The organism is Microbacterium sp. NPDC089320 (genome assembly GCF_040684875.1).
Taxonomy (GTDB): domain Bacteria; phylum Actinomycetota; class Actinomycetes; order Actinomycetales; family Microbacteriaceae; genus Microbacterium.
This window is the reverse complement of sequence record NZ_JBFBGY010000001.1, coordinates 287,868-313,957: the sequence shown is the minus strand read 5'-3', so window position 1 is coordinate 313,957 and position 26,090 is coordinate 287,868. Positions and strand designations below refer to the sequence as shown.

The window sequence follows — 26,090 nt, the reverse complement described above, 5'->3', positions numbered from 1 at the left end:
ACCCGTGCGGCGCCCGGCGGTGCCGCGTACGTCGGTACTCCCGATTAGGCTGAGGGCATGCCCCAGACCGTCGCCGCCCCTTTCCCGTGGGCCGATGTGTGGGGGCAGGATGCCGCGGTCGACACGCTGCGCAATGCGGCATCCGATCCGTCCGCCCTGTCGCACGCCTGGCTGATCACGGGTCCCCCCGGATCGGGACGCTCCACGCTCGCGCATGCCTTCGCGGCGGCGCTCGTCGCAGACCATCCGGACGACGAGGCCTCGATGCGTCAGGTCCTCGCGGGAACGCATCCCGATGTGACGGCCCTGCGCACCGACAAGGTCATCATCACGATCGCTGAGGCACGTGCGCTCGTCGAGCGCTCGTACTTCGCGCCCTCCGCGGGCCGCTACCGCGTGATCGTGGTCGAAGATGCCGACCGCATGGTCGAGCGCACGTCCAACGTGCTCCTGAAGGCGCTCGAAGAGCCGCCCGAGCAGACCGTCTGGATCCTCTGCGCCCCGAGCGAAGCCGACCTGCTTCCGACGATCCGCTCTCGGGTCCGCTCGCTGCGACTGCGTGAGCCCGATGTCGCAGACGTGGCGCGTCTGATCACGCTCCGCACGGGAGTCGATGAAGGCATCGCGGAGCAGGCCGCTCGCCATTCCCAGCGTCACATCGGCATGGCCCAGCGCCTGGCCACCGACGAATCCGCCCGCCGCCGCCGGGACGAGACTCTGCGGTCGGTGCTGGGTGTTCGCGGGGTCAACGACGCCGTCGAGGTCGCCGGACGGATCATCCAAGCAGCCACGGACGATGCCAAGGCGCTCACGGCCGAGCGCGATGCGGCTGAGCGCGCATCGCTGCTGCGCACGGTCGGGATCGCCGAGGGGCAGGCCGTTCCGCCCGCTCTGCGCACGCAGATCTCGGCCCTCGAAGACGACCAGAAGAAACGCGCGACGCGAAGCCTGCGCGACGGGATCGACCGGGTTCTCACCGACCTGCAGTCGCTCTTCCGCGATGTCGTCATGCTGCAGTTCGGCAGAGACGGCGAGCTGATCAACCGCGAGCTCCGCGACGACCTCGCCGCTCTCGCGGCGGCCTGGCCCGAGACCCGTACCCTTGTCGTACTCGACCACCTTGCCGATACACGCCAGTCGCTGGAGCGCAACGTCGCACCGCTGCTCGCCCTCGAGAGCTTGCTCGTGACCGTCACGAGCGGGAGGACACCGTGAACAAACGCCCGACTTCCCGCATCCGACGTGCCGTCGCGCTGATCGCCGGCCTCGCCGCCGCATCGGTCGCCCTCTCCGGGTGTCTGTATTCGATGATCCCCGAGCAGGCTGCGCCGAAGCCGTCGACGACGAACGCTCCCGACACCGAGGGCGTGGCCGACGACCTGCTGCCGTTCTACGGGCAGACGCTCAGCTGGAGCGAGTGCGGCACGGGTTTCGACTGCACCGACGTGACCGCTCCGCTCGACTGGGACAACCCGGGCGAGGGCGAGATCGCCCTCGCTGTCGTCCGCCACCAGGCGACGGGCACCGCTCAGGGGTCCCTGCTGACGAACCCGGGCGGTCCCGGTGCCAGCGGCGTCGAGCTCATCCGCGACAGTCTCGATTTCGCGGTCGGAGCCGCCCTCATCGAGAACTACGACGTGATCGGATTCGACCCCCGCGGCGTCGGCGACTCCACCGCCGTCACGTGCTTCGACGCAGCGGGAATGGATGACTATCTCTACTCGATCCCCGCGGGCAAGCGCGGGAGCGCCGAGTGGGAGGCTGAGCTGCTCGAGGCGCACGAGGAGTTCGCCGATGCGTGCGAGGCGAACAGTGGCGGCATCCTGCCGTACGTGACCACGATCAATGCCGCGCGCGACATGGATCTGATCAGGGCGGTGCTCGGCGACACGCAGCTGAACTACCTGGGGTACTCCTACGGCACGTTCCTGGGTGCGACCTACGCCGACCTGTATCCCGAGAAGGCGGGAAGGCTCGTGCTCGACGGCGCGATCGACCCCGCCGTATCGGGTCTGGATGTCGGTGCGACCCAGGCGCTCGGATTCGAGTCCGCTCTTCGGGCGTACATGCAGGACTGCCTCGACTCGGGTCAGTGCCCGTTCACCGGCACGGTCGACGAGGCGATGGCCGACCTCGGCGCGCTGCTCGCGAGTGTCGACGCCGCGCCGCTCGAGAACGGCGACGGACGCATGCTCGGCGCGGACTCGCTGATGACCGGCATCATCGCGGCACTGTACTCGGCAGACAGCTGGCAGTACCTCACCCAGGCGCTCGACGAGACGCTGCAGGGCGACCCGACGACAGCGTTCTTCCTCGCCGACTTCTACAACGGTCGGGAGAACGGCACCTACCTCGACAACTCGAGCGAGGCTTTCCGTGCGTACAACTGCATGGACTACCCGGTCGAGGACGACCCCGCAGCCGAGGCAGAGACCGACAAGAAGATCGCCGAGGGTGCGCCGACGATCGCACCGTACTGGAACGGTCCGGACTCGTGCTCGGTGTGGCCATACCCGCCCACCGGCACGCGCGGTGAGATCAACGCCGAAGGCGCGGGCCCGATCCTCGTGGTCGGCACGACCAACGACCCGGCGACGCCGTACGAGTGGTCGGAGTCGCTCGCCGAGCAGCTCGACGAGGGCGTGCTGATCACCCGCGTGGGCGAAGGACACACCGGGTACAACAAGGGCAACACGTGCGTCGACAGCGCCGTGGAGGCGTTCCTTCTCGACGATGTGGTGCCCGAGGGCGACGTCCGCTGCGAGTGAGTCGGGCTCGATTCGCGATGAGGCTCGTGAACGGGTAATATCGATGATCGCGCCGCTTTAGCTCAGTCGGCAGAGCATTTCACTCGTAATGAAAAGGTCGTCAGTTCGATTCTGACAAGCGGCTCCAGCAGGCCCCGTGATGTGAATAACATCACGGGGCCTTATGGTTTCCCCGCTTGGGCGGGTGAGTGCGAGCGGCGTACCCTCGGAGCATGAGCAGAGCGCTTCTGATCGTCGACGTCCAGAACGACTTCACCGAAGGCGGCGCTTTGGCCGTCACCGGTGGCGACGGCGTGGCATCCGCCGTCTCCGCCTTCCTCGCGCAGCACGCGACCGACTTCGACGTCATCGTGGCATCGCGTGATTGGCACGAGGCCGATGGCGACAACGGCGGCCACTTCGATGCGAACCCGGATTACGTCGACACGTGGCCCGTGCACTGCGTCGCGGGCACGCCGGGCGCCGAGTACGACCCGCTGCTGGTGACGGATGCCGTCACCCACCATGTGCACAAGGGACAGGGTCGTCCGGCGTACTCGATGTTCGAAGGTGCGACGGAGGCGGGGGAGACCGTCGGAGCGATCCTCACCGCCGCGGGCGTGCTGTCGGCCGATATCGTCGGCATCGCCACCGACCACTGCGTGCGGGCCTCGGCGCTGGACGCGGTCTCGCACGGCGTCAGGGTGCGGATCCTCACGGATCTGGTCGCGGGTGTCGCGCCCGAGCCGAGCGCCGCAGCCCTCGCTGAGCTGGCTCACGCGGGGGCCGAGCTCATCACGAGCGAGGCTGCGTGAGCCGCAGCGTCCTGCTCCTGCGTGCGGTCAACGTCTCGGGCCGCAGCAGGGTGCCGATGGCGAGGCTGCGCGAGCTGATCGCCCCCGAACTGGGCGAGGTGTCGACCTACATCGCCAGCGGCAACATCGTCTGCGAGCAGCCGAGCGATCCACGATCGGCCTGTGCCGCCGTGCGTGCCATGATCTCGGCGGAGTTCGGGGTCGACACCCCCGTCGTCCATCGCACGCACGAGCAGCTGGTGCGATCGCACGCGAACCAGCCGTTCGCCGGGGCGTCCGAGAAACTGCTGCACGCCATGTTCCTCGAAGGCTCGGCCTCGGCGGGTGCGGTCGACGCCCTGCGCGAGCGACTCGTGCCGGGGGAGCGGATCGCGCTCGTCGGCGACGACCTGTGGATCGACTACGCCGAGGGCGGCGTGCACACCTCGAAGCTCACGAAGGCGGTGCTCGACCGGGTGCTCGGTGTCGCCGGCACCGCGCGCAATGTGCGCACCGTGCGGAAGCTCATCGAGCTGACCGCATGACGCTGCGGATGCCGGGGCCCTCGACATCCGCAGGGCCGGAAGGGCCTGGCCGGCCTGAGCCGTCAGATCACCTGACGATCTCCGCGCTGAGCGGCGTCGCCGGACGCTGCGGATGAGTCTCGAGATCGACGCGATGGGTGCCGCACTCCGCGCAGCGGACATACACGACGACGCCCTCACTGGTCGGATGCCGGGAGTCCGCGACCCAGGCATGCTCGTGGATTCTCGTCGATCGGGTGGGATTCGGCAGGGTGTGCAAGGAGGTCATGCCACCAGCGTGGTGTAATGGCCTTATGCATCTCAACCCTTACGGTGAATACGCGGTGCTTCTCGCGGCGTCGCTCGCCGACGACTTTCCCGCCGATCGTGCGGGCATCGAGCGGCGCACCCTCGAGAGGGGGATGACGATGACGTTCCCCCCGGCGCCGGATGACCGCGAACGCGTCAGAGAGGTCGTCGACGACTGGTTGACGATCGTGGACGCACCGGACCCGGAGGCCCGCGCAGAGATCCTCAACGCGCAGATGGCTCACGCGGCGGCCTACCCGCGCCTCACGAACCACGACGGAGAAGGGTGGCATCTGCACTACCGCGACGACGTCCGGTCGCTGCCCTACGTGCTGCGGGCGATCTTCGCCGTCGGAACCTCGCTGCACCTGGTCACGCGAGGCATGGATCGACTCGGCCGCTGCGAGGCCTCACCCTGCACGAACGTCGTCGTCGATGTGACGCGCAACGGCCGCCAGCGGTTCTGCTCGGTGCGATGCGCGAACAGAGCGGCGGTCCGGCGTCACAGGGCGCGCGGGGGCGCCTGACACCGGACCGCCGGATGCTCAGATCACGCGGTCTGCTCGGCGTGCTTGCCCTCGGCGACCTCTTCGATCAGCTTCGCGTTGAATGCCGGAAGGTCGTCGGGGGTGCGGCTCGAGACGAGGCCTGCGTCGACCACGACCTCCTCGTCGACCCACGTCGCTCCGGCATTGCGGAGGTCGGTCGCGAGGCTCGGGTAGCTGGTCAGCTTCCGCCCGTCGACCACGCCGGCCTCGATCAGGATCCAGGCGCCATGGCAGATGACGGCGACGGGCTTGTGCTGCTCGAAGAACGAGCGTGCGAGGTCGATGGATGCCTTGTCGAGCCTCAGGTGGTCGGCGTTCACGACACCGCCCGGAAGCACGAGCGCGTCGAACTCGTCGGCCGTGGCCGTCTCGGAGGTGAGGTCGACGTGCTGCACGTGACCGTTCTTGCCGGTGATCTGCTGTCCGTCCGGTGCGATGAGCGTGGCGCTCGCGCCCTCGCCCTGCACCGCTTCCCACGGGCTGGTCAGCTCGCTGTCCTCGAATCCGTCTGTCGCCAGGAATGCCACTCGGCTGTCGGTGAGAGTCGCCATGATGCGTCCTTTCGTGGGGATGGATGTCCCTGATGGGGACGCCACGACTCTTCCGCAGACGACGGATTCCGTGAAGGGGGTGGCCGGATGAGACCGACGGTGATAACGGTGGGCCCCGTGGGGCTCGAACCCACGACCCGCGGATTAAAAGTCCGATGCTCTGCCAACTGAGCTAGAGGCCCGCCCCTCCAGTCTAGGGCGCAAAGAAGGAGCCGCTGACGACGATGTCATCAGCGGCTCCTTCTCCATCCCACCGACCTCCCCCGAGAGGTGAGATGGCTTGCCGAGTGTCCGCCTCGGCGTTCCCAGGCCTTACTCGGCCGGGGGCATCAGCACCGTGTCGATGAGGTACACGGTGGCGTTCGCGGTCTGGACTCCACCGCAGATCACGTTGGCGTCGTTGACCATCAGCTCGTCGCCGCTGCCGGTGACCTCGAGGTCAGCGCCCTGGACGGTGGCGTGCGTTCCGACGATCTCGTCAGGTGCGACCTGGCCGGGGACCACGTGGTACGTGAGGATCGAGCTCAGCGTGGCGCTGTCGGTCTTGAGTGCCTCGATGGTGGCGGGGTCGATCTTGGCGAACGCGTCGTCGACCGGCGCGAAGACGGTGAACTCGTCACCGTTCAGCGTGTCGACGAGGTCGACGTCCGGGTTGAGCTGGCCGCTGACGGCCGACACGAGCGTGGTGAGCAGCGGGTTGTTGGATGCGGCCGTGGCGACCGGGTCGAGCGCCATGCCCTCGACCGAGCCTGCGCCGTCCGGCACAGCCTCTGCGTATGCGGCGCAGCCGGGGCCGACCAGGTTCGCGGCCGGGTCCATCGTCTCGGTCTCGGGTGCCATCGTCTCGGACGACTCGGGAGCCGTCGACTCCGCCGGCTCCTCGGTGGTTCCGCCCATGGAACAACCGGCGAGCACGAATGCGCTCGCAAGTCCGAGGGTGATCGCTGCGGTGACCTTCTTCTTGGTGCTGAACATCTCGAGCTCCTTCAGAACTGTGCCACGGCCTCTCCGTGGCGTTGACAGTCGTTCGGAGCCCCACCGGGATCGGATGGGGGAAATCACGAAGTTTTTTCCGCGACCCCGAAATCCAATCCGTTTGGGGACCCGCGGCGAACAGCTTTCGTCGAACCGCACTTAAGAGGACTCATTTCCATCACTTTCGGGTGGCGGCTGCACGGGAAAGCGGGGTGGATGCGGCATGCTGTTAGAGATGGTCATCGACGGAATGGACGTACCGGAAGACGGTACGGCTCGGGATGCTGTCGCTGACCTGCTCCTCCGCATAGGCGACGGTGACCAGCGCGCGTTCGCGGAACTCTACGACTCTCTGTCGTCCCGTGTCTTCGGCCTCATCCTCCGGGTCCTCGTCAACCGCTCTCAGAGCGAGGAGGTGCTCCAGGAGGTTTTCTTGGAGATCTGGCAATCCGCTTCCAAGTTCGCTCCGAACAAGGGGCAGGGAAGAACCTGGGTCATGACGATCGCGCACCGCCGTGCGGTCGACCGGGTTCGGGCGTCCCAGTCCAGCGCGGACCGAGACGTGCGAGCCGGGTTCAGGGACATCGGAGTCGCGCACGACAGTGTCGCGGAGACGGTGGAACTGGGCATCGAGGGTGAGAAGGTCGTTCACGCTCTCTCGGGTCTTCCTGAGGCCCAGCGCGAAGCCCTCGTCCTGGCCTATTACGGCGGTTACAGTCAGAACGAAGTGGCAGTGCTCGTCGGAGCACCGCTGGGGACGATCAAGACACGCATGCGAGATGGGCTCTCGCGTTTGAGGACAGCTATGGGGGTGACGGCATGAACGAGCAGGAATTCGCAGAACTCGCGGCAGGAGCGGCACTCGACGCGCTGTCGCCCGATGACCAGCAGCGCTACCACGCGGCGCTCGCCGCGCACCCCGAGTGGCAGAGCATCGTGGAAGCGGATGCCGACAGCGTCAACTTCCTGGCCGACGGCGCTGCCCCGGTCGCTCCGACTCCCGACATCCGCGCCGCTCTTCTCGCACGCATCGCCGTGACGCCCCAGAACGGCGACGCCGTGATCGCGGATGCGACGCCGGCCGCGGTGCCGGACGAGGGTCCGGATGCCGCGCCTGCGGCCGACTCCTGGCCGACACCGCTCGGCGGCGGCACCGCAGCCAAGGCTCCTGCGCACCGGCTGCGCTTCCTCTTCGCTCTGGCCGCATGCCTCGCGCTGCTCGTCGGCGTCGGGGTGGGCGCTGTCGCCATCAACTCCTACATCAACCGACCTGCGAGCGTGGTCGCTCTCGAGGACATCCAGTCGGCCGATGACGCGCAGCAAGCGAGCGTCGCGCTCGAGAACGGTGGCACCGCCACCGCCCACTGGTCGGCGTCACTCGGCAAGTCCGTGCTTGTGACCGACGGAATTCCGACGCTCGCCGAGGGCGAGACGTACGAACTCTGGTACGTCCGAGGGGACACCCCGGTGCCGGCAGGCGTCTTCGCCGCCGAAGACGGCGAGGCGACCGCGGTGCTCGCAGGGGAGATGCAGGCGGGCGACGTGATCGCCGTCACGGTGGAGCAGGACGGCGGCTCGCCCTCGGGCCTGCCGACGACCGACCCCGTCGTCGTGATCCCCACCGCCTGACACCCCGATCGCGCGTACCCTGGATTGATGCCTGAGCAGTTCTCCCGTCCGGTGCGCCGACCCACCAGCGCCTTCGACAACATCGTCGGCAGTCACGATCCCGCCGAGGAGACGCGCATCGCGCACGCGACCGCATCCGCGCTGCTGGCCCGCGTGCGAGCCGACGAGAGCGGAGTGAGCGCCGACCGGCTGGTCGCCTTCACCGACGAGCACGGCATCGACGAGATCGCCGAGCTCTGGTCGAAGGCTCCCTCCCGCACGCTGCCTGGTGCGCTGTGGCGGCTCTACATTCTCCAGCTGGCCATCCACGGCGATCCGCAGACCGCTGCTCTGCTCTACGAGCGCGGACGGGTGGAACTCGCCTCCGTGGATGCCGTGATCGCCGGAGCGCCGGTGCCGGCGAACCCCGACGAGCTCGTCGCGCTGATCGACACGATCCTCCGGGGCGCGTTCCGCGGGGACTTCGCGGTCGCCCTCGACCGGGCGGCGGCGTTCTGTCGGGTCCAGGCCTCGGGCGCCACCCATACGGCGGACGACTACGAGCCGACCGAACCGTCGCGAGCCAGCGAGCTCACCACCCGCGCCCTGCGGCTGAGCAGCTACGCACAGGACCTGTCGGCCTCCGCCGTGCTGTGGCGCTCGGGAGCGCTGGCCTGATCGGAAGCCGCTGACGATCCGCTCACGGACATGAAAAGACCGGGCCGCAAAAACGCCTCTCGGCGGAAGGCCGCTCGCAGCGGCGAAAATTGGAGCCCGGGGTTATGCGGCCCGGCCACTCCAGTGTAACAAGATCACGCCGGAGCTATTCCCGGGGCCCTAGGCTCAGATCATGACACGGCGCTTCGCTCTGATGATCGATCCCGCGGCGGCAGACGTCGACGGATCAGACTTCTCCGACACCTTCACTCTCGTCGACGCAGCGGCGCCGGCCCTCAGCGTGGGGGAGTTGAGCACCCAGCGCGGCGACGGGGTGTTCGAGTCCATCGGCGTGATCGACGGGCACGCGCAGGAGGTCGTGCCCCATCTCGAGCGGCTGGCCCACTCCGCGCAGCTGTGCGATCTGCCGCTTCCCAACCAGGCCCAGTGGCATCAGGCGATCGAGCGAGCAGCCGCGCACTGCGAGCAGGGCGAGTACGTCATCAAGCTCATCCTCAGCCGGGGGGTCGAGCACGGGCCCACCCCGACCGCCTGGGTCACGGCGGCTCCGGCATCGGACTTCTCGGCTGTGCGCGAGCAGGGCATCCGCGTGGTCACCCTCGACCGCGGATACGACCTCGATGTGGCCGAGCGGGCGCCATGGCTGCTCCTCGGCGCCAAGACGCTCTCGTATGCCGTGAACATGGCGGCGCTGCGCGAAGCACACCGACGCGGGGCCGACGACGCGATCTTCCTGTCACGCGATGGCTTCGTCCTCGAGGCGCCGACCGCGTCGCTGATCCTCCGCGTGGGGGAGCGCTTCGTGACGCCGGCGCCGAACGGCGGCATCCTGCACGGCACGACCCAGCTCAGCGTCTACGACTACCTCGCCGGGCGGGGCTTCGTCGCGGAATACGGGCAGGTGCCGGCATCCGATCTGGCTCGGGCCGATGCGGCGTGGCTCGTGTCGAGCGTCCGCCTCGCCGCCCCGATCACCGCCGTCGACGACGTCGATCTGCCGGTCGACCACACGCTCACCTCTGAGCTGAACGCGTACCTCCTGTCGCCCCGCGACTGAGCTGCGTGCGCACCGACGACTGAGGGCCCGACGCCGAAGCGCCAGGCCCTCGGGGGTCATGGAGCGGCTGCTTATCCGAAGCGGCCCGAGACGTAGTCCTCGGTCGCCTGCACCGACGGCGTGGTGAACATCGTGCGGGTGTCGTCGTACTCGATGAGCTTGCCCGGCTTGCCGGTGCCGGCGATGTTGAAGAAGGCGGTCTTGTCGGAGACGCGGCTGGCCTGCTGCATGTTGTGCGTCACGATGACGACCGTGTACTGGGTCTTGATCTCGGCGATGAGCTCCTCGATCGCGAAGGTCGAGATCGGGTCGAGCGCCGAGCAGGGCTCATCCATCAGGATCACGTCGGGCGAGACGGCGATCGCGCGGGCGATGCAGAGACGCTGCTGCTGGCCGCCTGAGAGGCCGGAGCCCGGACGATCGAGACGGTCCTTGACCTCGTTCCAGAGGTTCGCCCCGCGCAGCGACTTCTCGACCAGGGCGTCCTGGTCGCTCTTGGCCATGCGCGTGTTGTTGAGCTTGACGCCCGCGAGCACGTTCTCCTTGATCGACATCGTCGGGAACGGGTTGGGGCGCTGGAAGACCATGCCGACCTGACGACGCACGAGCACGGGGTCGACGCCCGCACCGTAGAGGTTCTTTCCGTCGATCAGCACCTCGCCCTCGACGCGGGCGCCGGGGATGACCTCGTGCATGCGGTTCAGGGTGCGCAGGAACGTGGACTTGCCGCAGCCCGAGGGGCCGATGAAGGCCGTGACGGTGTTGGGCTTGATGTCGATGCTGACGCCTTCGACCGCGAGGAAGTCGCTGTAGTAGACGTTGAGGTCGCTGACTTCGATGCTCTTGGACACGTGTAATCCTTTTTCTTCAGTCGGGTATGACGGCTCAGCGGCCGTTGATCTTGGGGGCGAACACCTTGGCGATGATGCGAGCCAGAAGGTTCAGCACCATCACGATGACGATCAGGGTGAGGGCGGCTGCCCAGGCCCGCTCGAGGTAGGCGTCGACCGGGATGCCGGGGTACTTCGCCTGCATGTACGAGAACACGGGCAGCGTGGCCATCTGGCCGCTGAACATGTTGAGGTTCATGCCCTGCACGATGCCCACGGTGAGCAGCAGCGGCGCGGTCTCACCGATCACGCGGGAGATGGCCAGCATGATGCTGGTGAGGATTCCGGCGATCGCGGTCGGCAGCACGACCTTGAGGATGGTCAGCCACTTCGGCACGCCGAGCGCATAGGCCGCTTCGCGGAGTTCGTTCGGCACGATGCGCAGCAGCTCCTCCGAGCCGCGCACGACGACCGGGATCATCAGCACCGAGAGTGCGAGCGAGCCCATGATGCCCATCCGGGTTCCGGGACCGACGATGAGCGCGAACACGGAGTAGATGAACAGACCGGCGACGATCGACGGGATGCCGGTCATGACGTCCACGAGGAACGTGATGCCGCGAGCGAGCTTGCGGCCCTCCCCGTACTCGACCAGATAGATCGAGGTCATCAGGCCGATCGGCACCGAGATGATCGTGGCGCCGAGGGTGATCAGCAGCGTGCCCCAGATCGCGTGGATCGCGCCGCCGCCCTCGCCCACGATGTTCCGCATCGAGAACGAGAAGAACTCGCCGTCGAAGCGCATGAGGCCGTTGACGACCACCGTGTAGAGCAGCGAGACGAGCGGCAGGAGCGCGACCACGAAGGCACCCGACACGAGGGCCGTCATCAGTCGGTCGATCGCATGACGGCGGCTCTCGACCACGGACGAGATCACGAAGATGAGGACCATGTAGAACAGCAGGCCCACGACCAGCGTGAGAGCGATGTTGAAGTCCGCCGGGTCGCCGCCGGCGTTCATGAAGGCGAAGATCGTCGCCGACACGACGAAGGCGATCAGGAGCAGCGCCCAGGGCGACCACTTGGGCAGGTGACCCGCCGACGTGGTGTGCACGGGTGCGACGACCGACGACGGTGCGGGCGAGGGGGTCAGGGTGGCGGTCATGTCAGTTGGCTCCCGAGAACTCGGCGCGGCGCGAGACGATCCAGCGGGCCACGAAGTTGACCGCGAAGGTGACGATGAAGAGGATCAGGCCGGCGGCGATCAGCGTGTTGACGCCTTCGTCGTGGGCCTCGGGGAACCGCAGCGCGATGATTGCGGGGATCGTCGTGGGGTTCTCCGGGTTGATCAGGTTGAAGGTGACGATGCCGAGCGGCGAGAGGACCAGGGTCACTGCCATGGTCTCTCCGAGTGCGCGGCCGAGACCGAGCATCGCGCCCGACACCATTCCGCTGCGTGCGAAGGGCAGCACGGCCATCCTGACCATCTCCCAGCGGGTCGCGCCCAGGGCGAGCGCCGCCTCTTCGTGGAGTTTGGGCGTCTGCAGGAAGACCTCGCGGCAGATCGCCGTCATGATCGGGAGGATCATCACCGCGAGCACGAGGGAGGCGGTGAGGATCGTCTTTCCGGTTCCGGAGGGTGTGCCGCTGAAGAGCGGGATCCAGCCGAGGTTCTCGTTGAGCCACTTGTAGAACGGCACGAGCATGGGGGCGAAGGTGAGTGCACCCCAGAGGCCGAAGACGACCGAGGGCACGGCGGCCAGCAGGTCGATGATGTAGCCGAGGATGCCGGCGAGGCGGCGAGGGGCGTAGTGCGAGATGAACAGCGCGATGCCGATCGCGATGGGGGCGGCGATGACCAGGGCGATGAAGCTCGACCACAGGGTGCCGAAGACGAAGGGCCAGACCCAGGACAGGAACGACTGGCCCTCGAGGATGTGGTTGCCGGAGGTGTCGGACGACAGTGCGGGGATCGCCTGCACGATGAGGAAGACCGCCACCGCGGCGAGGGTGACGAGGATGGTGATTCCCGCCGCCAGTGCGGTGCCCGAGAAGACGAGGTCGCCGCGTCGGCGGGGAGCGGTGCGCGTCCCGGTGGAACGGGTGGTCTCGGGACCCGTTGAGGTTGTGGTCATCGGAGCGACTCCAGGCTCTGAGGGACGTTCGGGGTATTCATGCGGGTGCCCCCGCGGTGTCGGTCGAGTCCTACGACCGACACCACGGGGGCGTCGGGACCGGGGCTCAGCGGTGTGCTGAGCCGTCGGTCACTCCGTGACGATCGCGTCGATCGCGGTGGTGATCTGGTCGCGCAGGCTGTCCGAGATGGGGGCGCTGCCCGCGGCCTCGGCGGCGGCATCCTGGCCCTCGGCCGATGCGACGTACTCGAAGTACGCCTTCACCAAACCTGCGGTCTCGGCGTCGTCGTACTCGACGCAGCCGATGAGGTACGAGACGAGGGCGATCGGGTACGAGCCGGCGGGTGCTGCTGCCGGGTCGACCGCGAACGCGAGGTCGTGGTCGGAGCGGCCCTCTTCGAGCGGCGACGCCTCGACGAGCGCAGCGGCGGCGTCAGCCGAGTACGGGACGTACTCGCCCTCGACCTGCACGGCGACCTGGCCGAGCTCCGAGGTGCGCGACGCGTCGGCGAAGCCGATGTAGCCCGAGCCGTTGGTGATCGCGTCGACCACACCCGAGGTGCCGTCGCCGGCCTCTCCGGTCTTCAGCGGCCACTCGTCGCTGGCCTCGTAGGTCCAGACGTCGGGTGCGACGGCGCTGAGGTACTTCGTGAAGGTCTCCTGCGTGCCCGAGGGGTCGGAGCGGTGCACCGTGACGATGGCCTGGTCGGGAAGCTCGACGCCCTCGTTCTGCGAGGCGATCGCGTCGTCGTTCCACTTGGTGATCTGACCTGCGAAGATCTTCGCGATCGTCTCGCCGTCGAGGTTCAGCTCGTCGACGCCCTCGAGGTTGAAGGCGACGGCCACCGGGGAGATGTAGACGGGGATCTCGACGATCTCGTCGGAGGCGCAGGAGCCGAAGCCGCCCGCGGCGAGCTCGTCGGCGTTGAACGCGCGGTCCGAGCCGATGAAGTTCGAGGACCCGGCGATGAAGTTCTCGCGGCCGGTGCCCGAGCCGGTGGCGGTGTAGTTCACCGTCGTGTCGGGGTTGGCGGTCTGGAAGGCAGCGACCCAGGACTGCTGTGCGGCCTCCTGCGAGGAGGCGCCGGTGGCCTCGATCGTGCCGGAGAGGGTGGACTCGCTCGCGGCGTCGGTGGAGCCGCCGGTGCCGCCTTCGTTCGCGGCACAGCCGGCGAGAGCGAGAGCGGCGACGGCGCCGATGGCGCCGATACGTGCGATTCGGGAGATCTTCACTGTGGATCCTTCGATCATGGATGGGTGGGGCCCGGTGCAGGGCACACAGTGACGCTATGCGCGACGGTTAACGAGACTCTCCCGGGCAGGTGAACGGAAGGTGAACGGCGCGCGACTCTCTGGGGCACGCGAAAGGCCGCACCCGGTGTCGGATGCGGCCTCTGCAGCGCTCGCAGCGCGAGACGTGGTGCCTCAGACCTTGGGGACGTGCGTCTCGATCGCGATGATCCCCGATCCCGGATTCGACGCCGAGAGGTGGACGACCGAGAAGGCGGCCGGCTCGAGATCGGCTGCGCTGCTCACATAGGAGCCGTGGACGGTCCCCGTGGCGAGAGCGATCTCCGTCAGGATTCCCGGGAGGACGGGACCGTGACTGCAGAGCACGGCGGCCTTGCCCGAGCGCACGCGGCGTCCGACCACGGAGCGGAGGTCGTCGTCGCCGTCCTCCCACGCGTCCTGGCTGATCTTCGGGGTGACGACGGTCTTGCGATCGAGGGCCTTCGCAAGGGGCGCCACGGTCTGCATGCAGCGCACGGCATCACTCGTGATGATCTTGCGCACGCCGAACGCCCGCAGCGGACCCACGATCGACTTCGCCTGCTGCCGCCCGCGGTCGGTCAGGGGCCGTGCGGCATCCGCGTCCTGCCAGTCCGAGCGCGAGAGCGCCTTCGCGTGACGCAGAGCGATGACCGGGAAGGTGCGCAGCACACCGTCGTCGACGAGCTTCGCGAAGAAGTCGAGGATCTCGAGGTCGACCGGGTAGCTCAGACGAGACCGGGCTTTCTTCAGGCTGACCCACTCGAGGGCGGCGATCTCGCGATTCGGCACGAAGGTCGAGGCGCGGATGGCGTCGGCCGTGGCCTCCGCCGCCCAGTAGTGCACGACCTTCTGCTTGTTCGAGGGCAGGTGGTAGCGGCTCACGCCGACGGGCACGCCCAGCGATACGCGGATGCCGGTCTCCTCGTGCACCTCGCGCACGGCCGTCTCGGCGAGCATCTCGCCGGGGTCGACCTTGCCCTTGGGAAGCGTGACGTCGCGGTACTTCGTGCGATGGATCAGGAGGATGCGCAGCTTGCCGTCGATGAGCCGCCAGACCACGGCCCCGGCCGCGTAGACGGCCTTGTCCGTCCACTTCGACCGGGCGGTCTGGGTGCTCGAGTGCGCGCTCATCGAACCGCCCGTGCTCGACGACGCCGCTGGATCAACCCCATGGTCTTGTCCTGCAGGTCGATGAGCGGCTTGCCCGCGGCATCCTCGGAGTGGCGGGTCCAGACGCCGTCGGCGCCGAGGTGCCACGAGGTGGTCCCCGGGTCCATGGCCAGGTCGAAGAAGGCGAGCAGATCCTTCATGTGGCCGGGGTCGGCGACGCGCACCAGGGCCTCGACCCGACGGTCGAGGTTGCGATGCATCATGTCGGCGCTGCCGATGTAGACCTGGTCGTCCCCGTCGTTGTGGAAGGCGAAGATGCGCGAGTGCTCGAGGTAGCGGCCGAGGATGCTGCGCACGGTGATGTTGTCGCTGATCCCCTCGAGATCGGTGCGCAGACTGCAGATGCCGCGCACCCACACGTCGACCTTCACCCCGGCCGCGCTCGCGCGGTACAGGGCGTCGATGACCTCCTCGTCGACCATGGAGTTGACCTTGATGCGGATGCTGGCGGGCTTGCCGTCTTCGGCGTTGCGGCGCTCGTGGTCGATCTGGCGCACGAGGCCCTTGCGCAGGTGCAGCGGTGCGACGAGAAGACGCTTGAACTTCTTCTCGATCGCGTAGCCGCTGAGCTCGTTGAACAGGCGGGTCAGATCCTTGCCGACCTGCGCGTCGGTGGTGAACAGCCCGAAGTCCTCGTAGATGCGACTGGTCTTGGGGTTGTAGTTGCCCGTGCCGATGTGCGAGTAGTGGCGCAGCACGCCGTCCTCCTCGCGGATCACGAGAGCCAGCTTGCAGTGCGTCTTGAGCCCCACGAGGCCGTAGACGACGTGCACGCCGGCCTTCTCGAGCTTGCGCGCCCACACGATGTTGTTGGCCTCGTCGAATCGCGCCTTGACCTCGACCAGGGCGAGCACCTGCTTGCCGGCCTCGGCGGCGTCGATCAGGGCCTCCACGATCGGGCTGTCTCCCGACGTGCGGTAGAGCGTCTGCTTGATGGCGAGCACATGCGGGTCGCGCGCGGCCTGCTCGAGGAACGCGACGACGCTCGTGGTGAACGACTCGTACGGGTGATGCACGAGCACGTCGGATTTGCGGATCGCCTTGAAGATGTCGGCGCGCGTGTTGCTGCCGGTGGGCTGGAAGGCGACCGCCGTGGTCGGCAGGTGCGGCGGGTAGCGCAGATCCGGTCGGTCGATGCGCGACAGATCGAAGAGGCCGCGCAGATCGAGCGGCCCGGGAAGCCGGTAGACCTCCTGGTCGGTGATGTCGAGTTCACGCACGAGGAGGTCCATCGTGACCTCGTCCATGTCGTCGGTGATCTCGAGGCGGATGGGCGGGCCGAACCGGCGACGCAGCAGCTCGGCCTCGAGCGCCTGGATGAGGTTCTCGCTCTCGTCCTCCTCGATCTCCACGTCCTCGTTGCGCGTGAGGCGGAAGGCATGGTGGTCGAGGACCTCCATGCCGGGGAAGAGGTCGTCGAGGTGGTTGGCGATCAGCTCCTCGAGCGAGAGGAAGCGCTTGATCTCGCCGGATCCGGGAACCTCGACGAAGCGGGGCAGCATGGGCGGCACCTTGAGGCGCGCGAACTCCTGGCGTCCGGTGCGGGCATTGCGGATGCGGATGGCGAGGTTCAACGACAGACCCGAGATGTACGGGAAGGGGTGCGCGGGGTCGACCGCGAGCGGCATCAGCACGGGGAAGACCTGCGCTCCGAAGTACTCGGAGAGCTTGGAGCGCTCGTCGTCGGTGAGCTCGGCCCATTCGATGATCTCGATGCCGGATTCGGCCAGCGCCGGACGCACCAGCGACGTCCACGCGTCGGCGTGACGCAGCTGCAGCGCGTGCGCCTCGCGAGCGATGTCGGCGAGGGCGTCGGCGGGGGAGCGGCCGATGTTCGTGGGCACGGCCAGGCCGGTCAGGATGCGACGCTTGAGCCCGGCGACGCGGACCATGAAGAACTCGTCGAGGTTGCTCGCGAAGATGGCGAGGAAGTTCGCCCGCTCGAGCTCGGGGAGTGAGGGATCCTCCGCCAGTTCGAGCACGCGCTGATTGAACGCGAGCCAGCTCAGCTCACGATCGAGGTAGCGGTGGTCGGGAAGGAGCGCATCCGGGGACTCGATGGCATCGAAGTCATCATCTTCAGCGTCACCGAGACCTGCGTCGGCGAGTGCGGGATCGATCATGGGGTACATCTAAGCACCGTGAGGTGTCGTGCGCGTGAACTGAGCCCGCGTGCGTCATCGCGCGGCGGCGACGGGCTCCTCGTCGTAGACGTTGAAGCGGTAGCCGACGTTGCGCACCGTGCCGATGATCTGCTCCTGGTCGCCGAGCTTCGCCCGCAGACGCCGCACATGCACGTCGACGGTCCGGGTGCCGCCGAAGTAGTCGTATCCCCACACCTCGCTGAGCAGCTGCTCGCGCGTGAACACGCGAGAGGGGTGGGTGGCGAGGAAGTGCAGCAGCTGGAACTCCTTGTACGTGAGGTCCAGGGGTCGTCCGCGCAGCTTCGCCGAATACGACTGCTCGTCGATCGTGACGCCCGAGGCCTGCACGCGGGTGGGCTCCGCGACCTCGTCGCGCCGTGCGAGCGCGAGCCTGACCCGCGCATCGGTCTCGGCCGGCCCCGCGGTCGAGAGCAGCACGTCGTCGATGCCCCACTCGCTGGAGAGGGCGCTCATCCCGCCCTCCGTGACGACGAGCAGCAGCGGAGAATCCTGCCCGGTGGCCCGCAGCAGGCGGCAGAGGGACTTCGCGCCGACGAGATCGAGTCGCCCGTCGACGATCACGATGTCGTACTCCGGGGCGCTCACGAGTTGGGCGGGCTCGGCCGGGATCTGGCGCACTCGATGACTGAGAAGCTCGAGTGCGGGCAGGACCTGCTCCGAGACCGGAGCATTGGTCAACACCAGGACCTGGGCCACACGCACTCCTTCCGGACGGCGGGGTACGCCGTGCCGCAATGATACCGGGCGCTGATGGGTGACAATGGAGTCATGACGGATCCAGCGCTCGCACCGCGTAATGCTTTCGTCGGCGTGCTCGTCGTCTGGGGCGCCGCGTTGGTGGGCTCGATCGGAGTCGGCATCTTCGTCGCAGAGGAGTGGCGGGTGCCGTGGCTGCTCGTCGCGTTCGGCGCGATCGTGATCCTCTCGTTCGCCGTGCAGCTGCAGTACGGGCGCACCCAGGGCTTCATCTTCCGCGTGGGTGCCAGCACGATCGGTGCTCTCCTGCTGATGGGCGTCATCTCCGTGGGCTTCGGCATCGCCGCGCTCCTCACCTGATCCGCAGACGAGACACTCCGCCGCCCGCAGGGTAAAGTGGTGGCCATGGACCTCATGGCGCTCGAACTCTTCTTCATCGGCCTCCTGGGCCTGGCGAGCCTCGCGATCGCCTTCGTCTCCGTGGTCGTGCTGCGGAACCTCTTCCGCGGCCAGCGCTGAGCGCCGTGCTCGAGCTGCCCACCGATCTCCCGGCCGACCTCGCGCCGCTGTCCTGGCTGGTCGGCGTCTGGGAGGGTACCGGGGTCATCGACTACCCCGTGGGAGACGAGCGTCTCCAGGGCGAGTTCACCCACCGGGTGAGCTTCAGCCACGACGGCGGTCCCTTCCTCAACTACTCGGCCACCGCCACGTTCACCGGCGACGACCACGCGGTGTCCATCCCGCTCGTCGCCGAGACCGGGTTCTGGCGGCTCAGCCGGCCGGCGACCGACGCCGATCCCGGCCCCGGACTGCTGCCGCCGCTCGCCGACCCGGTCACGCGGGGGGTCGACGATGTCGAGCAGCTGCGCGCGGCATCCGGCGGGTTCCCGATCGAGGTCTCCCTCGCGCACGCCGACGGCACGCTCGAGCTCTACCTCGGCGAGATCAGCGGTCCGCGCATCGACATCGCCTCCGACGCGATCGTCCGCGGGGCCGGAGCGAAGGAGTACGGCGCCGCGACGCGCATGTACGGACTCGTCGACAACCATCTGCTCTGGGCGTGGGACATCGCGGCCCTGGGCACACCGATGAGATCGCACGCGTCGGCACGATTGGCCAAGGTCTGACATGACCGGTTTCGCCGACATCTCCGGCGCGGTGGCCGGCGACGGCGGAGTCGCCCACTTCGGCGATGCCTTCCGCGAGCAGCGTCGTCTCGCCGCAGGTGCCGCGGTGGTTCCCCTCGAGGATCGGACGGTCATCGAGGTCGCCGGCCCGGAACGACTGGGGTGGCTGGATTCCATCACCTCGCAGTCGGTCGGTCGGCTCGCTCCCGGTGAGAGCACCGAACTTCTCGTCCTCGACCCCCAGGGGCGCGTGGAGCACGCGGCCGGGGTTCTCGACGACGGTTCGTCGACCTGGCTCATCGCTGATGCCGGCGACGCCGAGGCGCTCGCGACCTGGCTCACGCGGATGAAGTTCCGCACGCAGGCCACGGTCGACGTTCGTGCCGATCTGGCGCTGCTCGGCTTCGTCGACGGGGGTGTTGCGGCTGAGCGGGCGAGCGCGGCGGCATTCGCTCCTGCCGGTGCTCCGCTGATCTGGACCGACCCGTGGCAGCGCGTGAGCGCAGGCGGTCACCAGTACGCCGAGATCGTCGATCATCCGGGCGCGGATCTCGCCTGGAGGGTGGCGATCACGACGGCGGATGCCGCCGATGCGCTCGCCGCGACGCTCACCGCCGAAGAGGTCGCCGGGCTCCTCGCCGCTGAGGCGCTGCGCATCGCCGCGTGGCGTCCGCGGTGGTCGGCCGAGGTCGACGAACGCTCGCTGCCGCACGAGTCCGACTGGCTGCGCACCGCCGTGCATCTCGACAAGGGCTGCTACCGCGGACAGGAGACGGTCGCCAAGGTGCACAACCTCGGGCACCCGCCGCGCCGGCTCGCGGCGCTGCACCTCGACGGCAGCGAGGCGGTGCTGCCCGCGGTCGGAGATGCCGTACTCGCCGGCGACGACGAGGTCGGTCACATCACGTCGGTCGCCCGGCATCACGAGGACGGCCCCATCGCGCTCGCGATCCTGTCGCGTCGCACGCCGATCGGCGACCTCGTCGTCCGCGCCGACGGCGCCGACATCGCCGCGACACAGCAGGTCATCGTCCCGGCGGATGCCGGTGCCACGGCCGATATCCCTCGTCTCACCCGCCTGTCCCGACGCCCGAGCGCCCCGGATCCCCGCCAGGCGGGCTGAGCGGCGCGACACGCGAGCGGCCGTCACGGGAGCGGCCGTCACGGGAGCGGCGCGACTGCGCTCCAGGGAAGTGTGAGCTCGCCGAGCCGCCACCGGCTCTTGCCGCCGAGCACGGGCCAGCCCTGATCGCGCAGGGCGCCGACCGCGGCCAGGAATCTCTGGGTCGCTCCGAAGGTCGACAGCCCCGCTGCACGGCTCCATTCGCGATCGAGGTCGACGAGCAGTGCGTGCACGCGTTCCCCGGGCACATTGCGGTGGATGAGCGCCTTCGGCAGCCGTTCCGCGACGATGCTCGGATGCTCGAGGTCGGCCAGACGCAGCGAGATGGTGAACCGCAGCGGTGCGCCGCCCTGATCCACATCGACCCAGCTCGCCACCCGACCGATCTCGTCGCAGGTGCCCTCGACGAGCAGGCCCTCCGGAGCCAGGCGCCCGGCCATCGCGCTCCAGGCCCCGGCGACATCCGACTCGTCGTACTGGCGGAGCACGTTCATCGCGCGGATCACCGCGGGGCGCCGTCCGGCCGGCAGCGGCACCTCGAACCCGCCGCGGGCGAAGGAGACCCGCAGCCCGGGGGAGAACGGGGTGCTCCCGGCCTGCACCTCGCGCAGCTGCTCGTTCGCGGTGGCGACCCTGGCCGGATCGATCTCGAGGCCGTGCACCTCGGCATCCGCTCGCACGCGCTGCAGGCGGGTGGCGAGCTCGAAGGCCGTGACACCGCTGGCACCGAAGCCGAGGTCGATGACGAGAGGGTCGTCGGCTCGCCGGAACGCCGGGCTCGCGGCGATCCACCGGTCGTTGCGGCGCAGCCTGTTCGTCCCGGTGGTGCCGCGGGTCGGCCGACCGAGAGGAGATGACGCCATGCGTCAATCCTCGCAGGGCATGGACGTGGACGCGTCCGGCTGCGCCGATAAACTGAGGCCATGACTTCGAAGCGCACCCTGATCCTGCTCCGTCACGGCCGGAGCGAGTGGAACGAACTGAACCTCTTCACCGGATGGGTGGACGTCCGCCTGAACGAACAGGGCCGGAACGAGGCCCGCCGCGGTGGCGAGCTGCTGGCCGAGGCGGGCATCCTGCCCGACGTGCTGCACACCTCGCTGCTCAGCCGCGCGATCCAGACCGCGAACATCGCGCTCGACGCCGCCGACCGGCTGTGGATCCCCGTCACGCGCTCCTGGCGCCTGAACGAGCGCCACTACGGCGCCCTGCAGGGCAAGGACAAGGCGCAGACCCTCGAGGAGTTCGGCCCCGAGCAGTTCCAGCTGTGGCGCCGCTCGTTCGACGTGCCGCCGCCCGTGCTCGATGACGACAGCGAGTTCAGCCAGGTGCACGACGAGCGCTACGCGGGTATCGACGGCGAGGTGCCCCGCACCGAGTCGCTCAAGCTCGTCATCGACCGTCTGCTGCCCTACTGGAACGACGCGATCGTCCCCGACCTCGAGGCAGGCAAGACGGTGCTCGTGACCGCGCACGGCAACTCGCTGCGCGGGCTCGTGAAGCACCTCGAGGGCATCAGCGACGACGACATCGCCGAGCTGAACATCCCCACCGGCATCCCGCTCGTCTACGAACTCGACGAGAACAACGTCCCCACGGGGCCCGGCCGCTACCTCGACCCCGAGGCCGCCGCCGCCGGTGCCGCCGCCGTGGCCGCGCAGGGCAAGAAGTAACAGAAGACGACGAAGGGGGCGGATGCTGTCGGCATCCGCCCCCTTCGTGTGTCTCGTCGACGCTCAGGCGTGGCCGAGCTCCTGCTGCTGCTCGATGGCGTGGGCGATGTCCTCTTCCTCGATGCGCCAGTCGCCCGTGGCCAGGTAGATGACCTTCTTCGCGACGGCGACCGCGTGGTCGGCGAAGCGCTCGTGATAGCGGCTGGCGAGAGTGGCGTCGACGGTCGCGACGGCCTCGCCCTTCCAGTTGTCGCTGAGCACCTTCTCGAACACACTGGCGTGCAGCTCGTCGATGTCGTCGTCGGTGTTGCGGATGGTGTCGGCCAGGCGCAGGTCCTGCGTGCGCAGCAGCTCGGCGAGCGTGCGCGAGATCTCCACGTCCAGCTCGCCCATCTTGGTGAAGGTGCCCTTGAGGCCCTTGGGGATGGCGCGCTCGGGGAAACGCAGTCGGGCGAGCTGCGCGATGTGCTCGGACATGTCGCCCATGCGCTCGAGCGAGGCGCTGACGCGCAGCGCCGTGACGACGACGCGCAGGTCGCGGGCGACGGGCTGCTGACGGGCGAGGATCTCGATCGCCTGCTCGTCGAGCTTGACCGCCAGCTCGTCGATCTTGGCGTCGTCGGCGATGACCTCCTCGGCGAGTTCGACGTCGCTCGTGGCGAACGCGCGCGTCGCCTTGTCGATCGAGACCGTGACGAGGTCGGCGATCTCCACGAGCTGGGACTGCAGGTCCTCGAGGGACTGATGGAAGACTTCGCGCATGTCGGCGCAACCTTTCTTTCGGGTCTCGGCTGTGGTGTCAGCGCGAGACGGCCGGGCCGCTCGCGCGGGAGGAGAGCGCAGCGCTCCTGCACAGGCCCGAAAGCGATTGTCTGCTTCGAAGGTTAACGAACGGTGCCCAGTACGTGAATAGTACTTCTCCGCTCGCCGTCACCGCGGGGGAACCCGCCGGATCGCGGGTGAACGCACTCTACGCTGGGATCATGACCTTGCCGCAGATCGCGCTGCTCGCGTTGGCCGTCGGCCTCACGATCGGCGTCGGCCTCTCGCTTCTGGTGGCGTGGGCATACCGCGCCAGGGCTCGGGTCGCCGATCAGGCCTCGCTCGTCGTTCCGGACGGCGTGACCGCCGTGCTGGGCAGCATGGACGACGCCGCGTGCGTGGTCGACTCGTCGGGGCTCGTGCTCGCCGTCTCGAAGGCCGCCACCCGATTCGGCATCGAGGTGGGCGCACCGCTCGAGAACCCCGAGCTGCGTCAGCTCGTGCGGGGCGGGCGCCTCGAGGGCGGCTCGGCGACCGAGTCGCTGCGCATCACGCGCGGCGGGCTCAGCCTCGACCCCCGGCTCGTGTCGGCACGGGCGAGTGCGATCAGCCCGCGCATGACGCTGCTGATCATCCGCGATGTCACCGAGCAGGAGCGCCTCGATCAGATGCGCCGGGATTTCGTGGCGAACACCAGTCACGAGCTCAAGACCCCCGTGGGCGCCGTCACCCTGCTCGCCGAAGCCATCGAATCCGCAGCCGACGATCCGACGCAGGTCCGCCACTTCGCGACCCGGATCTCGGCCGAGGCCGCTCGGCTCGGCCAGCTGACCGGCCGGATCATGAGTCTGTCGCGTCTTCAGACCGATGATGCGCTGTCCGATGTGCGGCCCGTCTCGATCGACGAGGTTCTGGCCACCGCCCTCGAGGCGCACGTCGTGCAGGCCGACTCGGCCGGCGTCGAGCTCGCCCGTGGCGGCGATCGGGGGGTGTGGGTGCGCGGCGACTCGCAGATCCTCATCGAGGCGTTCGGCAATCTCATCGCCAACGCCATCGTCTACTCGCCGAGGGGATCGCGCGTGGGCATCGGCGTCAAGGCCGATGACGCGGTCGTCGAGGTGGCGGTCTCCGACCAGGGCATCGGTATCGCAGAGGCGGATCGCGAGCGGATCTTCGAGCGCTTCTACCGGGCGGACGAAGCCAGATCGCGCCGCACCGGGGGAACGGGACTGGGCCTCGCGATCGTCAAGCACGCCACCCAGCGCCACGGCGGCGAGGTGCGCCTCTGGTCGCGTCCCGGACGAGGGTCGACCTTCACCATCAGACTCCCGAGGATCGATGCTCCCCCGAGCATCGACAAGGACGAGAAGAACAAGAAGAAGCGCGAGCGCAAGTCGGCGAAGGCCGCGGCTCGCGTCCGAAACGGAGAGAACGCATGACCCGCATCCTTCTGGTCGAAGACGAGCCCGACCTCGCCGACCCCCTCGCATACCTCCTGCGCCGAGAGGGATACGAGGTCGAGATCGCCGAGGACGGTCCGGGGGCGCTGGCCGCCTTCCGCGAGCGCGGCGCCGACGTCGTGCTCCTGGATCTGATGCTCCCGGGCATGCCGGGCACCGAGGTGTGCCGGCAGATCCGCTCGACATCCGCGGTGCCGATCATCATGGTCACGGCCAAGGACTCGGAGGTGGACATCGTCGTCGGGCTCGAGCTCGGCGCCGACGACTACGTCACCAAGCCGTACTCGTCTCGTGAGCTGCTCGCGCGGATGCGGGCGGTGCTGCGTCGCGTGGTGCAGGCCGACAGCGAACTGGACGAGCGCGTGCTCGACGGGGGCCGCGTCTCGCTCGACATCGATCGTCACACCGTCTCGGTCGCGGGTCAGCAGATCAACATGCCCCTCAAGGAGTTCGAACTCCTCGAAGTGCTGATGCGCAACTCGGGTCGAGTGCTCACCCGCGGTCAGCTGATCGACCGCGTGTGGGGCAGCGACTACTTCGGCGACACGAAGACGCTCGACGTGCACATCAAGCGCATCCGCTCCCGCATCGAGGAGAACCCGGGGGAGCCCGTCATGCTCGTCACGGTGCGAGGTCTCGGGTACCGCTTCGAGGGCTGAAGAAGCGTCATGATGCAGAAGAGGCCGGCACCCCGCAGGGTGCCGGCCTCTTCGTCAGTGCGTGCGCCGACTCACTCCGCGGGAGCGGGGGCGGCAGTGTCCGTCGGGACCGGCGTAGGCGTGCGCTTCGACTCGGAGGGCACGAGGTCTGCGTAGTAGGGCAGTGCGCCGTCGAGCACGGGAACCTCGGTCTTCGTGCCGGCGCCGTCGCCCGACTGGAAGTGGATCTCGACGGTCGCGCCGGGCATCGTGTCGAGGCCGTCGATGCGGAGCGGCTCCTCGCCCGCACCGAAGCTGACCGTCTTGCCCGCGGGCACCGAGACGGTGAACGGCTCCTCGGAGCCTGACACCGTCATCGTGAGCGTGGCCTTGTCGGCGGTCGGGTTGACCACGGCGCCGATGAAGTTGCCGACCGAGCCGTCTTCGTTCGCGACGATGAAGGCGTTGCGCACGTCGAGAGGACCGTCGGAGTCCGAGACGTTGACGCCGTCGGAGGCGGAGTATTCGATCGTCGTCGCCTGCGGCGAGATGAACGTGCAGCCCGTCGCGCCCAGAAGAACGAGGGCGCTGATGGCGGCAGATGCGACAAGGCGCGATTTCACGGGTCCTCCTGAGGTACGACGGGATATCCGCATCCCATTCTATGCGTATGCCGGGTGCCGCCCGAGGACGCGGCGGCGCGAACCTTAGCGCATGTCCCCTGTGGTATCCTTGAGGTTGCCGAAAGGACAAGTTTTTATGCTTTTTGAGGTTGGCGAAACTGTCGTCTATCCGCACCATGGCGCTGCGACCATCATCGAGGTCAAGGAGCGCATCATCAAGGGTGAGGCGAAGAAATACCTGAAGCTCAACGTGACCCAGGGGGACCTCATCATCGAGGTGCCCGCGGAGAACGTCGATCTGGTCGGGGTCCGCGACGTCATCGGCCGCGAGGGACTCGACAACGTGTTCGAGGTGCTCCGCGCTCCGTTCACCGAAGAGCCCACGAACTGGTCTCGTCGATACAAGGCGAACCTCGAGAAGCTCGCCTCGGGCGATGTGATCAAGGTGAGCGAGGTCGTCCGCGACCTGTGGCGTCGCGACCAGGACCGCGGCCTGTCGGCCGGCGAGAAGCGGATGCTGGCGAAGGCCCGTCAGATCCTGATCTCCGAGCTGGCTCTCGCAGAGAAGACCGACGAAGACAAGGCGAGCGCACTGCTCGACGAGGTCCTCGCGTCCTGAGCGGAT

The 26,090-nt window shown here is 68.3% G+C and carries 29 protein-coding genes and 2 tRNA genes; 17 read left to right on the top strand and 14 right to left on the bottom strand.

Annotated elements, in window-relative coordinates; all coding sequences use genetic code 11:
• The first annotated feature begins 57 nt into the window (after positions 1 to 57).
• The 5 genes from AB0N61_RS01600 to AB0N61_RS01580 all read left to right on the top strand — a co-directional run bounded on the left by AB0N61_RS01600 (position 58) and on the right by AB0N61_RS01580 (position 4,086).
• Entirely contained in the window at positions 58 to 1,215 is a 1,158-nt protein-coding gene (locus AB0N61_RS01600; protein ID WP_363361248.1) for a DNA polymerase III subunit delta', read from the top strand.
• On the top strand, positions 1,212 to 2,768 hold the full coding sequence (locus AB0N61_RS01595; RefSeq protein WP_363361246.1) for an alpha/beta hydrolase: 1,557 nt from the start codon (positions 1,212 to 1,214) through the stop codon (positions 2,766 to 2,768). Before AB0N61_RS01600 ends, AB0N61_RS01595 begins: the two co-directional genes overlap by 4 nt.
• Positions 2,769 to 2,819: 51 nt before the next feature.
• A tRNA-Thr gene (locus AB0N61_RS01590) sits at positions 2,820 to 2,895 on the top strand.
• 85 nt (positions 2,896 to 2,980) lie between these two features.
• On the top strand, positions 2,981 to 3,562 hold the full coding sequence (locus AB0N61_RS01585) for an isochorismatase family protein (protein WP_363361245.1): 582 nt from the start codon (positions 2,981 to 2,983) through the stop codon (positions 3,560 to 3,562).
• Entirely contained in the window at positions 3,559 to 4,086 is a 528-nt protein-coding gene (locus tag AB0N61_RS01580) for a DUF1697 domain-containing protein (protein WP_363361244.1), read from the top strand. The genes AB0N61_RS01585 and AB0N61_RS01580 overlap by 4 nt, the downstream gene beginning before the upstream one ends.
• A 67-nt stretch (positions 4,087 to 4,153) precedes the next feature.
• Here AB0N61_RS01580 and AB0N61_RS01575 read toward each other — a convergent pair whose 3' ends face one another.
• The gene (locus tag AB0N61_RS01575; protein WP_167947953.1) at positions 4,154 to 4,354 is read right to left on the bottom strand and encodes a hypothetical protein; all 201 of its coding nucleotides are present in this window, start codon (positions 4,352 to 4,354) and stop codon (positions 4,154 to 4,156) included.
• A 25-nt stretch (positions 4,355 to 4,379) separates the two neighbouring features.
• Between AB0N61_RS01575 and AB0N61_RS01570 the strand changes: the two genes are divergently transcribed.
• Positions 4,380 to 4,901, top strand: coding sequence for a CGNR zinc finger domain-containing protein (locus AB0N61_RS01570; RefSeq protein WP_363361242.1), 522 nt, complete (start codon positions 4,380 to 4,382; stop codon positions 4,899 to 4,901).
• 23 nt (positions 4,902 to 4,924) lie between these two features.
• Here the strand turns inward: AB0N61_RS01570 and AB0N61_RS01565 are convergent, their stop codons facing one another.
• The 3 genes from AB0N61_RS01565 to AB0N61_RS01555 all read right to left on the bottom strand — a co-directional run bounded on the left by AB0N61_RS01565 (position 4,925) and on the right by AB0N61_RS01555 (position 6,448).
• Positions 4,925 to 5,473: a type 1 glutamine amidotransferase domain-containing protein gene (locus AB0N61_RS01565; protein ID WP_167947951.1), complete on the bottom strand. Its 549-nt coding sequence runs from the start codon at positions 5,471 to 5,473 to the stop codon at positions 4,925 to 4,927.
• A gap of 109 nt (positions 5,474 to 5,582) precedes the next feature.
• Positions 5,583 to 5,655, bottom strand: a tRNA-Lys gene (locus tag AB0N61_RS01560).
• Positions 5,656 to 5,785: 130 nt separating this feature from the next.
• A complete protein-coding gene (locus AB0N61_RS01555; protein ID WP_167947950.1) occupies positions 5,786 to 6,448 on the bottom strand; it encodes a fasciclin domain-containing protein in 663 nt (220 codons plus the stop codon).
• A gap of 223 nt (positions 6,449 to 6,671) precedes the next feature.
• Here AB0N61_RS01555 and sigK point away from each other — a divergent pair, with 223 nt between their 5' ends.
• The 4 genes from sigK (at position 6,672) to AB0N61_RS01535 (ending at position 9,791) form a co-directional block, all read left to right on the top strand.
• Entirely contained in the window at positions 6,672 to 7,271 is a 600-nt protein-coding gene (gene sigK / locus AB0N61_RS01550) for an ECF RNA polymerase sigma factor SigK (RefSeq protein ID WP_185274903.1), read from the top strand.
• Positions 7,268 to 8,077 carry an anti-sigma factor gene (locus AB0N61_RS01545; RefSeq protein WP_363361241.1) on the top strand — a complete coding sequence of 270 codons (810 nt, stop codon included), beginning with the start codon at positions 7,268 to 7,270 and terminating at the stop codon, positions 8,075 to 8,077. Before sigK ends, AB0N61_RS01545 begins: the two co-directional genes overlap by 4 nt.
• 27 nt (positions 8,078 to 8,104) lie before the next feature.
• Positions 8,105 to 8,734, top strand: a complete 630-nt coding sequence (locus tag AB0N61_RS01540) for a DNA-directed RNA polymerase subunit beta (RefSeq protein ID WP_363361240.1) — start codon at positions 8,105 to 8,107, stop codon at positions 8,732 to 8,734.
• Between the two features lie 172 nt (positions 8,735 to 8,906).
• Positions 8,907 to 9,791: an aminodeoxychorismate lyase gene (locus AB0N61_RS01535; protein ID WP_363361238.1), complete on the top strand. Its 885-nt coding sequence runs from the start codon at positions 8,907 to 8,909 to the stop codon at positions 9,789 to 9,791.
• Between the two features lie 71 nt (positions 9,792 to 9,862).
• On the opposite strand, the gene pstB is transcribed toward AB0N61_RS01535, so the two are convergent.
• From pstB to AB0N61_RS01500, 7 genes are all read right to left on the bottom strand, one after another.
• A complete protein-coding gene (pstB, locus tag AB0N61_RS01530) occupies positions 9,863 to 10,642 on the bottom strand; it encodes a phosphate ABC transporter ATP-binding protein PstB (protein ID WP_363361237.1) in 780 nt (259 codons plus the stop codon).
• 34 nt (positions 10,643 to 10,676) lie between these two features.
• Complete coding sequence (pstA, locus tag AB0N61_RS01525) at positions 10,677 to 11,786, bottom strand: phosphate ABC transporter permease PstA (RefSeq protein WP_167947944.1); 1,110 nt, start codon at positions 11,784 to 11,786, stop codon at positions 10,677 to 10,679.
• Position 11,787: 1 nt separating this feature from the next.
• Entirely contained in the window at positions 11,788 to 12,756 is a 969-nt protein-coding gene (pstC, locus tag AB0N61_RS01520) for a phosphate ABC transporter permease subunit PstC (protein ID WP_363361234.1), read from the bottom strand.
• Positions 12,757 to 12,885: 129 nt separating this feature from the next.
• The gene (locus tag AB0N61_RS01515; RefSeq protein WP_167947942.1) at positions 12,886 to 13,989 is read right to left on the bottom strand and encodes a phosphate ABC transporter substrate-binding protein PstS; all 1,104 of its coding nucleotides are present in this window, start codon (positions 13,987 to 13,989) and stop codon (positions 12,886 to 12,888) included.
• Between the two features lie 192 nt (positions 13,990 to 14,181).
• Complete coding sequence (locus AB0N61_RS01510; protein ID WP_167947941.1) at positions 14,182 to 15,159, bottom strand: NUDIX hydrolase; 978 nt, start codon at positions 15,157 to 15,159, stop codon at positions 14,182 to 14,184.
• Positions 15,156 to 17,321, bottom strand: a complete 2,166-nt coding sequence (locus AB0N61_RS01505; protein ID WP_167947940.1) for an RNA degradosome polyphosphate kinase — start codon at positions 17,319 to 17,321, stop codon at positions 15,156 to 15,158. The genes AB0N61_RS01510 and AB0N61_RS01505 overlap by 4 nt, the downstream gene beginning before the upstream one ends.
• A 54-nt stretch (positions 17,322 to 17,375) precedes the next feature.
• Positions 17,376 to 18,059 (bottom strand): response regulator transcription factor, encoded by a 684-nt coding sequence (locus AB0N61_RS01500; protein WP_363361231.1) that lies wholly within the window; start codon positions 18,057 to 18,059, stop codon positions 17,376 to 17,378.
• Between the two features lie 72 nt (positions 18,060 to 18,131).
• Here AB0N61_RS01500 and AB0N61_RS01495 point away from each other — a divergent pair, with 72 nt between their 5' ends.
• The 3 genes from AB0N61_RS01495 (at position 18,132) to AB0N61_RS01485 (ending at position 20,309) form a co-directional block, all read left to right on the top strand.
• Positions 18,132 to 18,419: a hypothetical protein gene (locus AB0N61_RS01495; RefSeq protein ID WP_167947938.1), complete on the top strand. Its 288-nt coding sequence runs from the start codon at positions 18,132 to 18,134 to the stop codon at positions 18,417 to 18,419.
• A 164-nt stretch (positions 18,420 to 18,583) separates the two neighbouring features.
• On the top strand, positions 18,584 to 19,186 hold the full coding sequence (locus AB0N61_RS01490) for an FABP family protein (RefSeq protein WP_167947937.1): 603 nt from the start codon (positions 18,584 to 18,586) through the stop codon (positions 19,184 to 19,186).
• A 1-nt stretch (position 19,187) separates the two neighbouring features.
• The gene (locus tag AB0N61_RS01485; protein ID WP_363361228.1) at positions 19,188 to 20,309 is read left to right on the top strand and encodes a folate-binding protein; all 1,122 of its coding nucleotides are present in this window, start codon (positions 19,188 to 19,190) and stop codon (positions 20,307 to 20,309) included.
• A gap of 38 nt (positions 20,310 to 20,347) precedes the next feature.
• Here AB0N61_RS01485 and AB0N61_RS01480 read toward each other — a convergent pair whose 3' ends face one another.
• Positions 20,348 to 21,172, bottom strand: a complete 825-nt coding sequence (locus AB0N61_RS01480) for a class I SAM-dependent methyltransferase (RefSeq protein ID WP_167947935.1) — start codon at positions 21,170 to 21,172, stop codon at positions 20,348 to 20,350.
• 60 nt (positions 21,173 to 21,232) lie between these two features.
• On the opposite strand from AB0N61_RS01480, the gene AB0N61_RS01475 reads away from it, so the two are divergent.
• Complete coding sequence (locus tag AB0N61_RS01475; protein WP_167947934.1) at positions 21,233 to 21,982, top strand: phosphoglyceromutase; 750 nt, start codon at positions 21,233 to 21,235, stop codon at positions 21,980 to 21,982.
• Between the two features lie 63 nt (positions 21,983 to 22,045).
• Here AB0N61_RS01475 and phoU read toward each other — a convergent pair whose 3' ends face one another.
• Complete coding sequence (phoU, locus tag AB0N61_RS01470) at positions 22,046 to 22,744, bottom strand: phosphate signaling complex protein PhoU (RefSeq protein WP_167947933.1); 699 nt, start codon at positions 22,742 to 22,744, stop codon at positions 22,046 to 22,048.
• 221 nt (positions 22,745 to 22,965) lie between these two features.
• Here phoU and AB0N61_RS01465 point away from each other — a divergent pair, with 221 nt between their 5' ends.
• Positions 22,966 to 24,183 (top strand): ATP-binding protein, encoded by a 1,218-nt coding sequence (locus AB0N61_RS01465; protein WP_363361225.1) that lies wholly within the window; start codon positions 22,966 to 22,968, stop codon positions 24,181 to 24,183.
• Positions 24,180 to 24,863 (top strand): response regulator transcription factor, encoded by a 684-nt coding sequence (locus tag AB0N61_RS01460; RefSeq protein WP_053097307.1) that lies wholly within the window; start codon positions 24,180 to 24,182, stop codon positions 24,861 to 24,863. Before AB0N61_RS01465 ends, AB0N61_RS01460 begins: the two co-directional genes overlap by 4 nt.
• A 71-nt stretch (positions 24,864 to 24,934) precedes the next feature.
• On the opposite strand, the gene AB0N61_RS01455 is transcribed toward AB0N61_RS01460, so the two are convergent.
• Positions 24,935 to 25,465: a DNA modification methylase gene (locus AB0N61_RS01455; protein ID WP_363361223.1), complete on the bottom strand. Its 531-nt coding sequence runs from the start codon at positions 25,463 to 25,465 to the stop codon at positions 24,935 to 24,937.
• A gap of 136 nt (positions 25,466 to 25,601) precedes the next feature.
• Here AB0N61_RS01455 and AB0N61_RS01450 point away from each other — a divergent pair, with 136 nt between their 5' ends.
• Positions 25,602 to 26,084, top strand: a complete 483-nt coding sequence (locus AB0N61_RS01450; protein ID WP_053097304.1) for a CarD family transcriptional regulator — start codon at positions 25,602 to 25,604, stop codon at positions 26,082 to 26,084.
• The last annotated feature ends 6 nt before the right edge of the window (positions 26,085 to 26,090 follow it).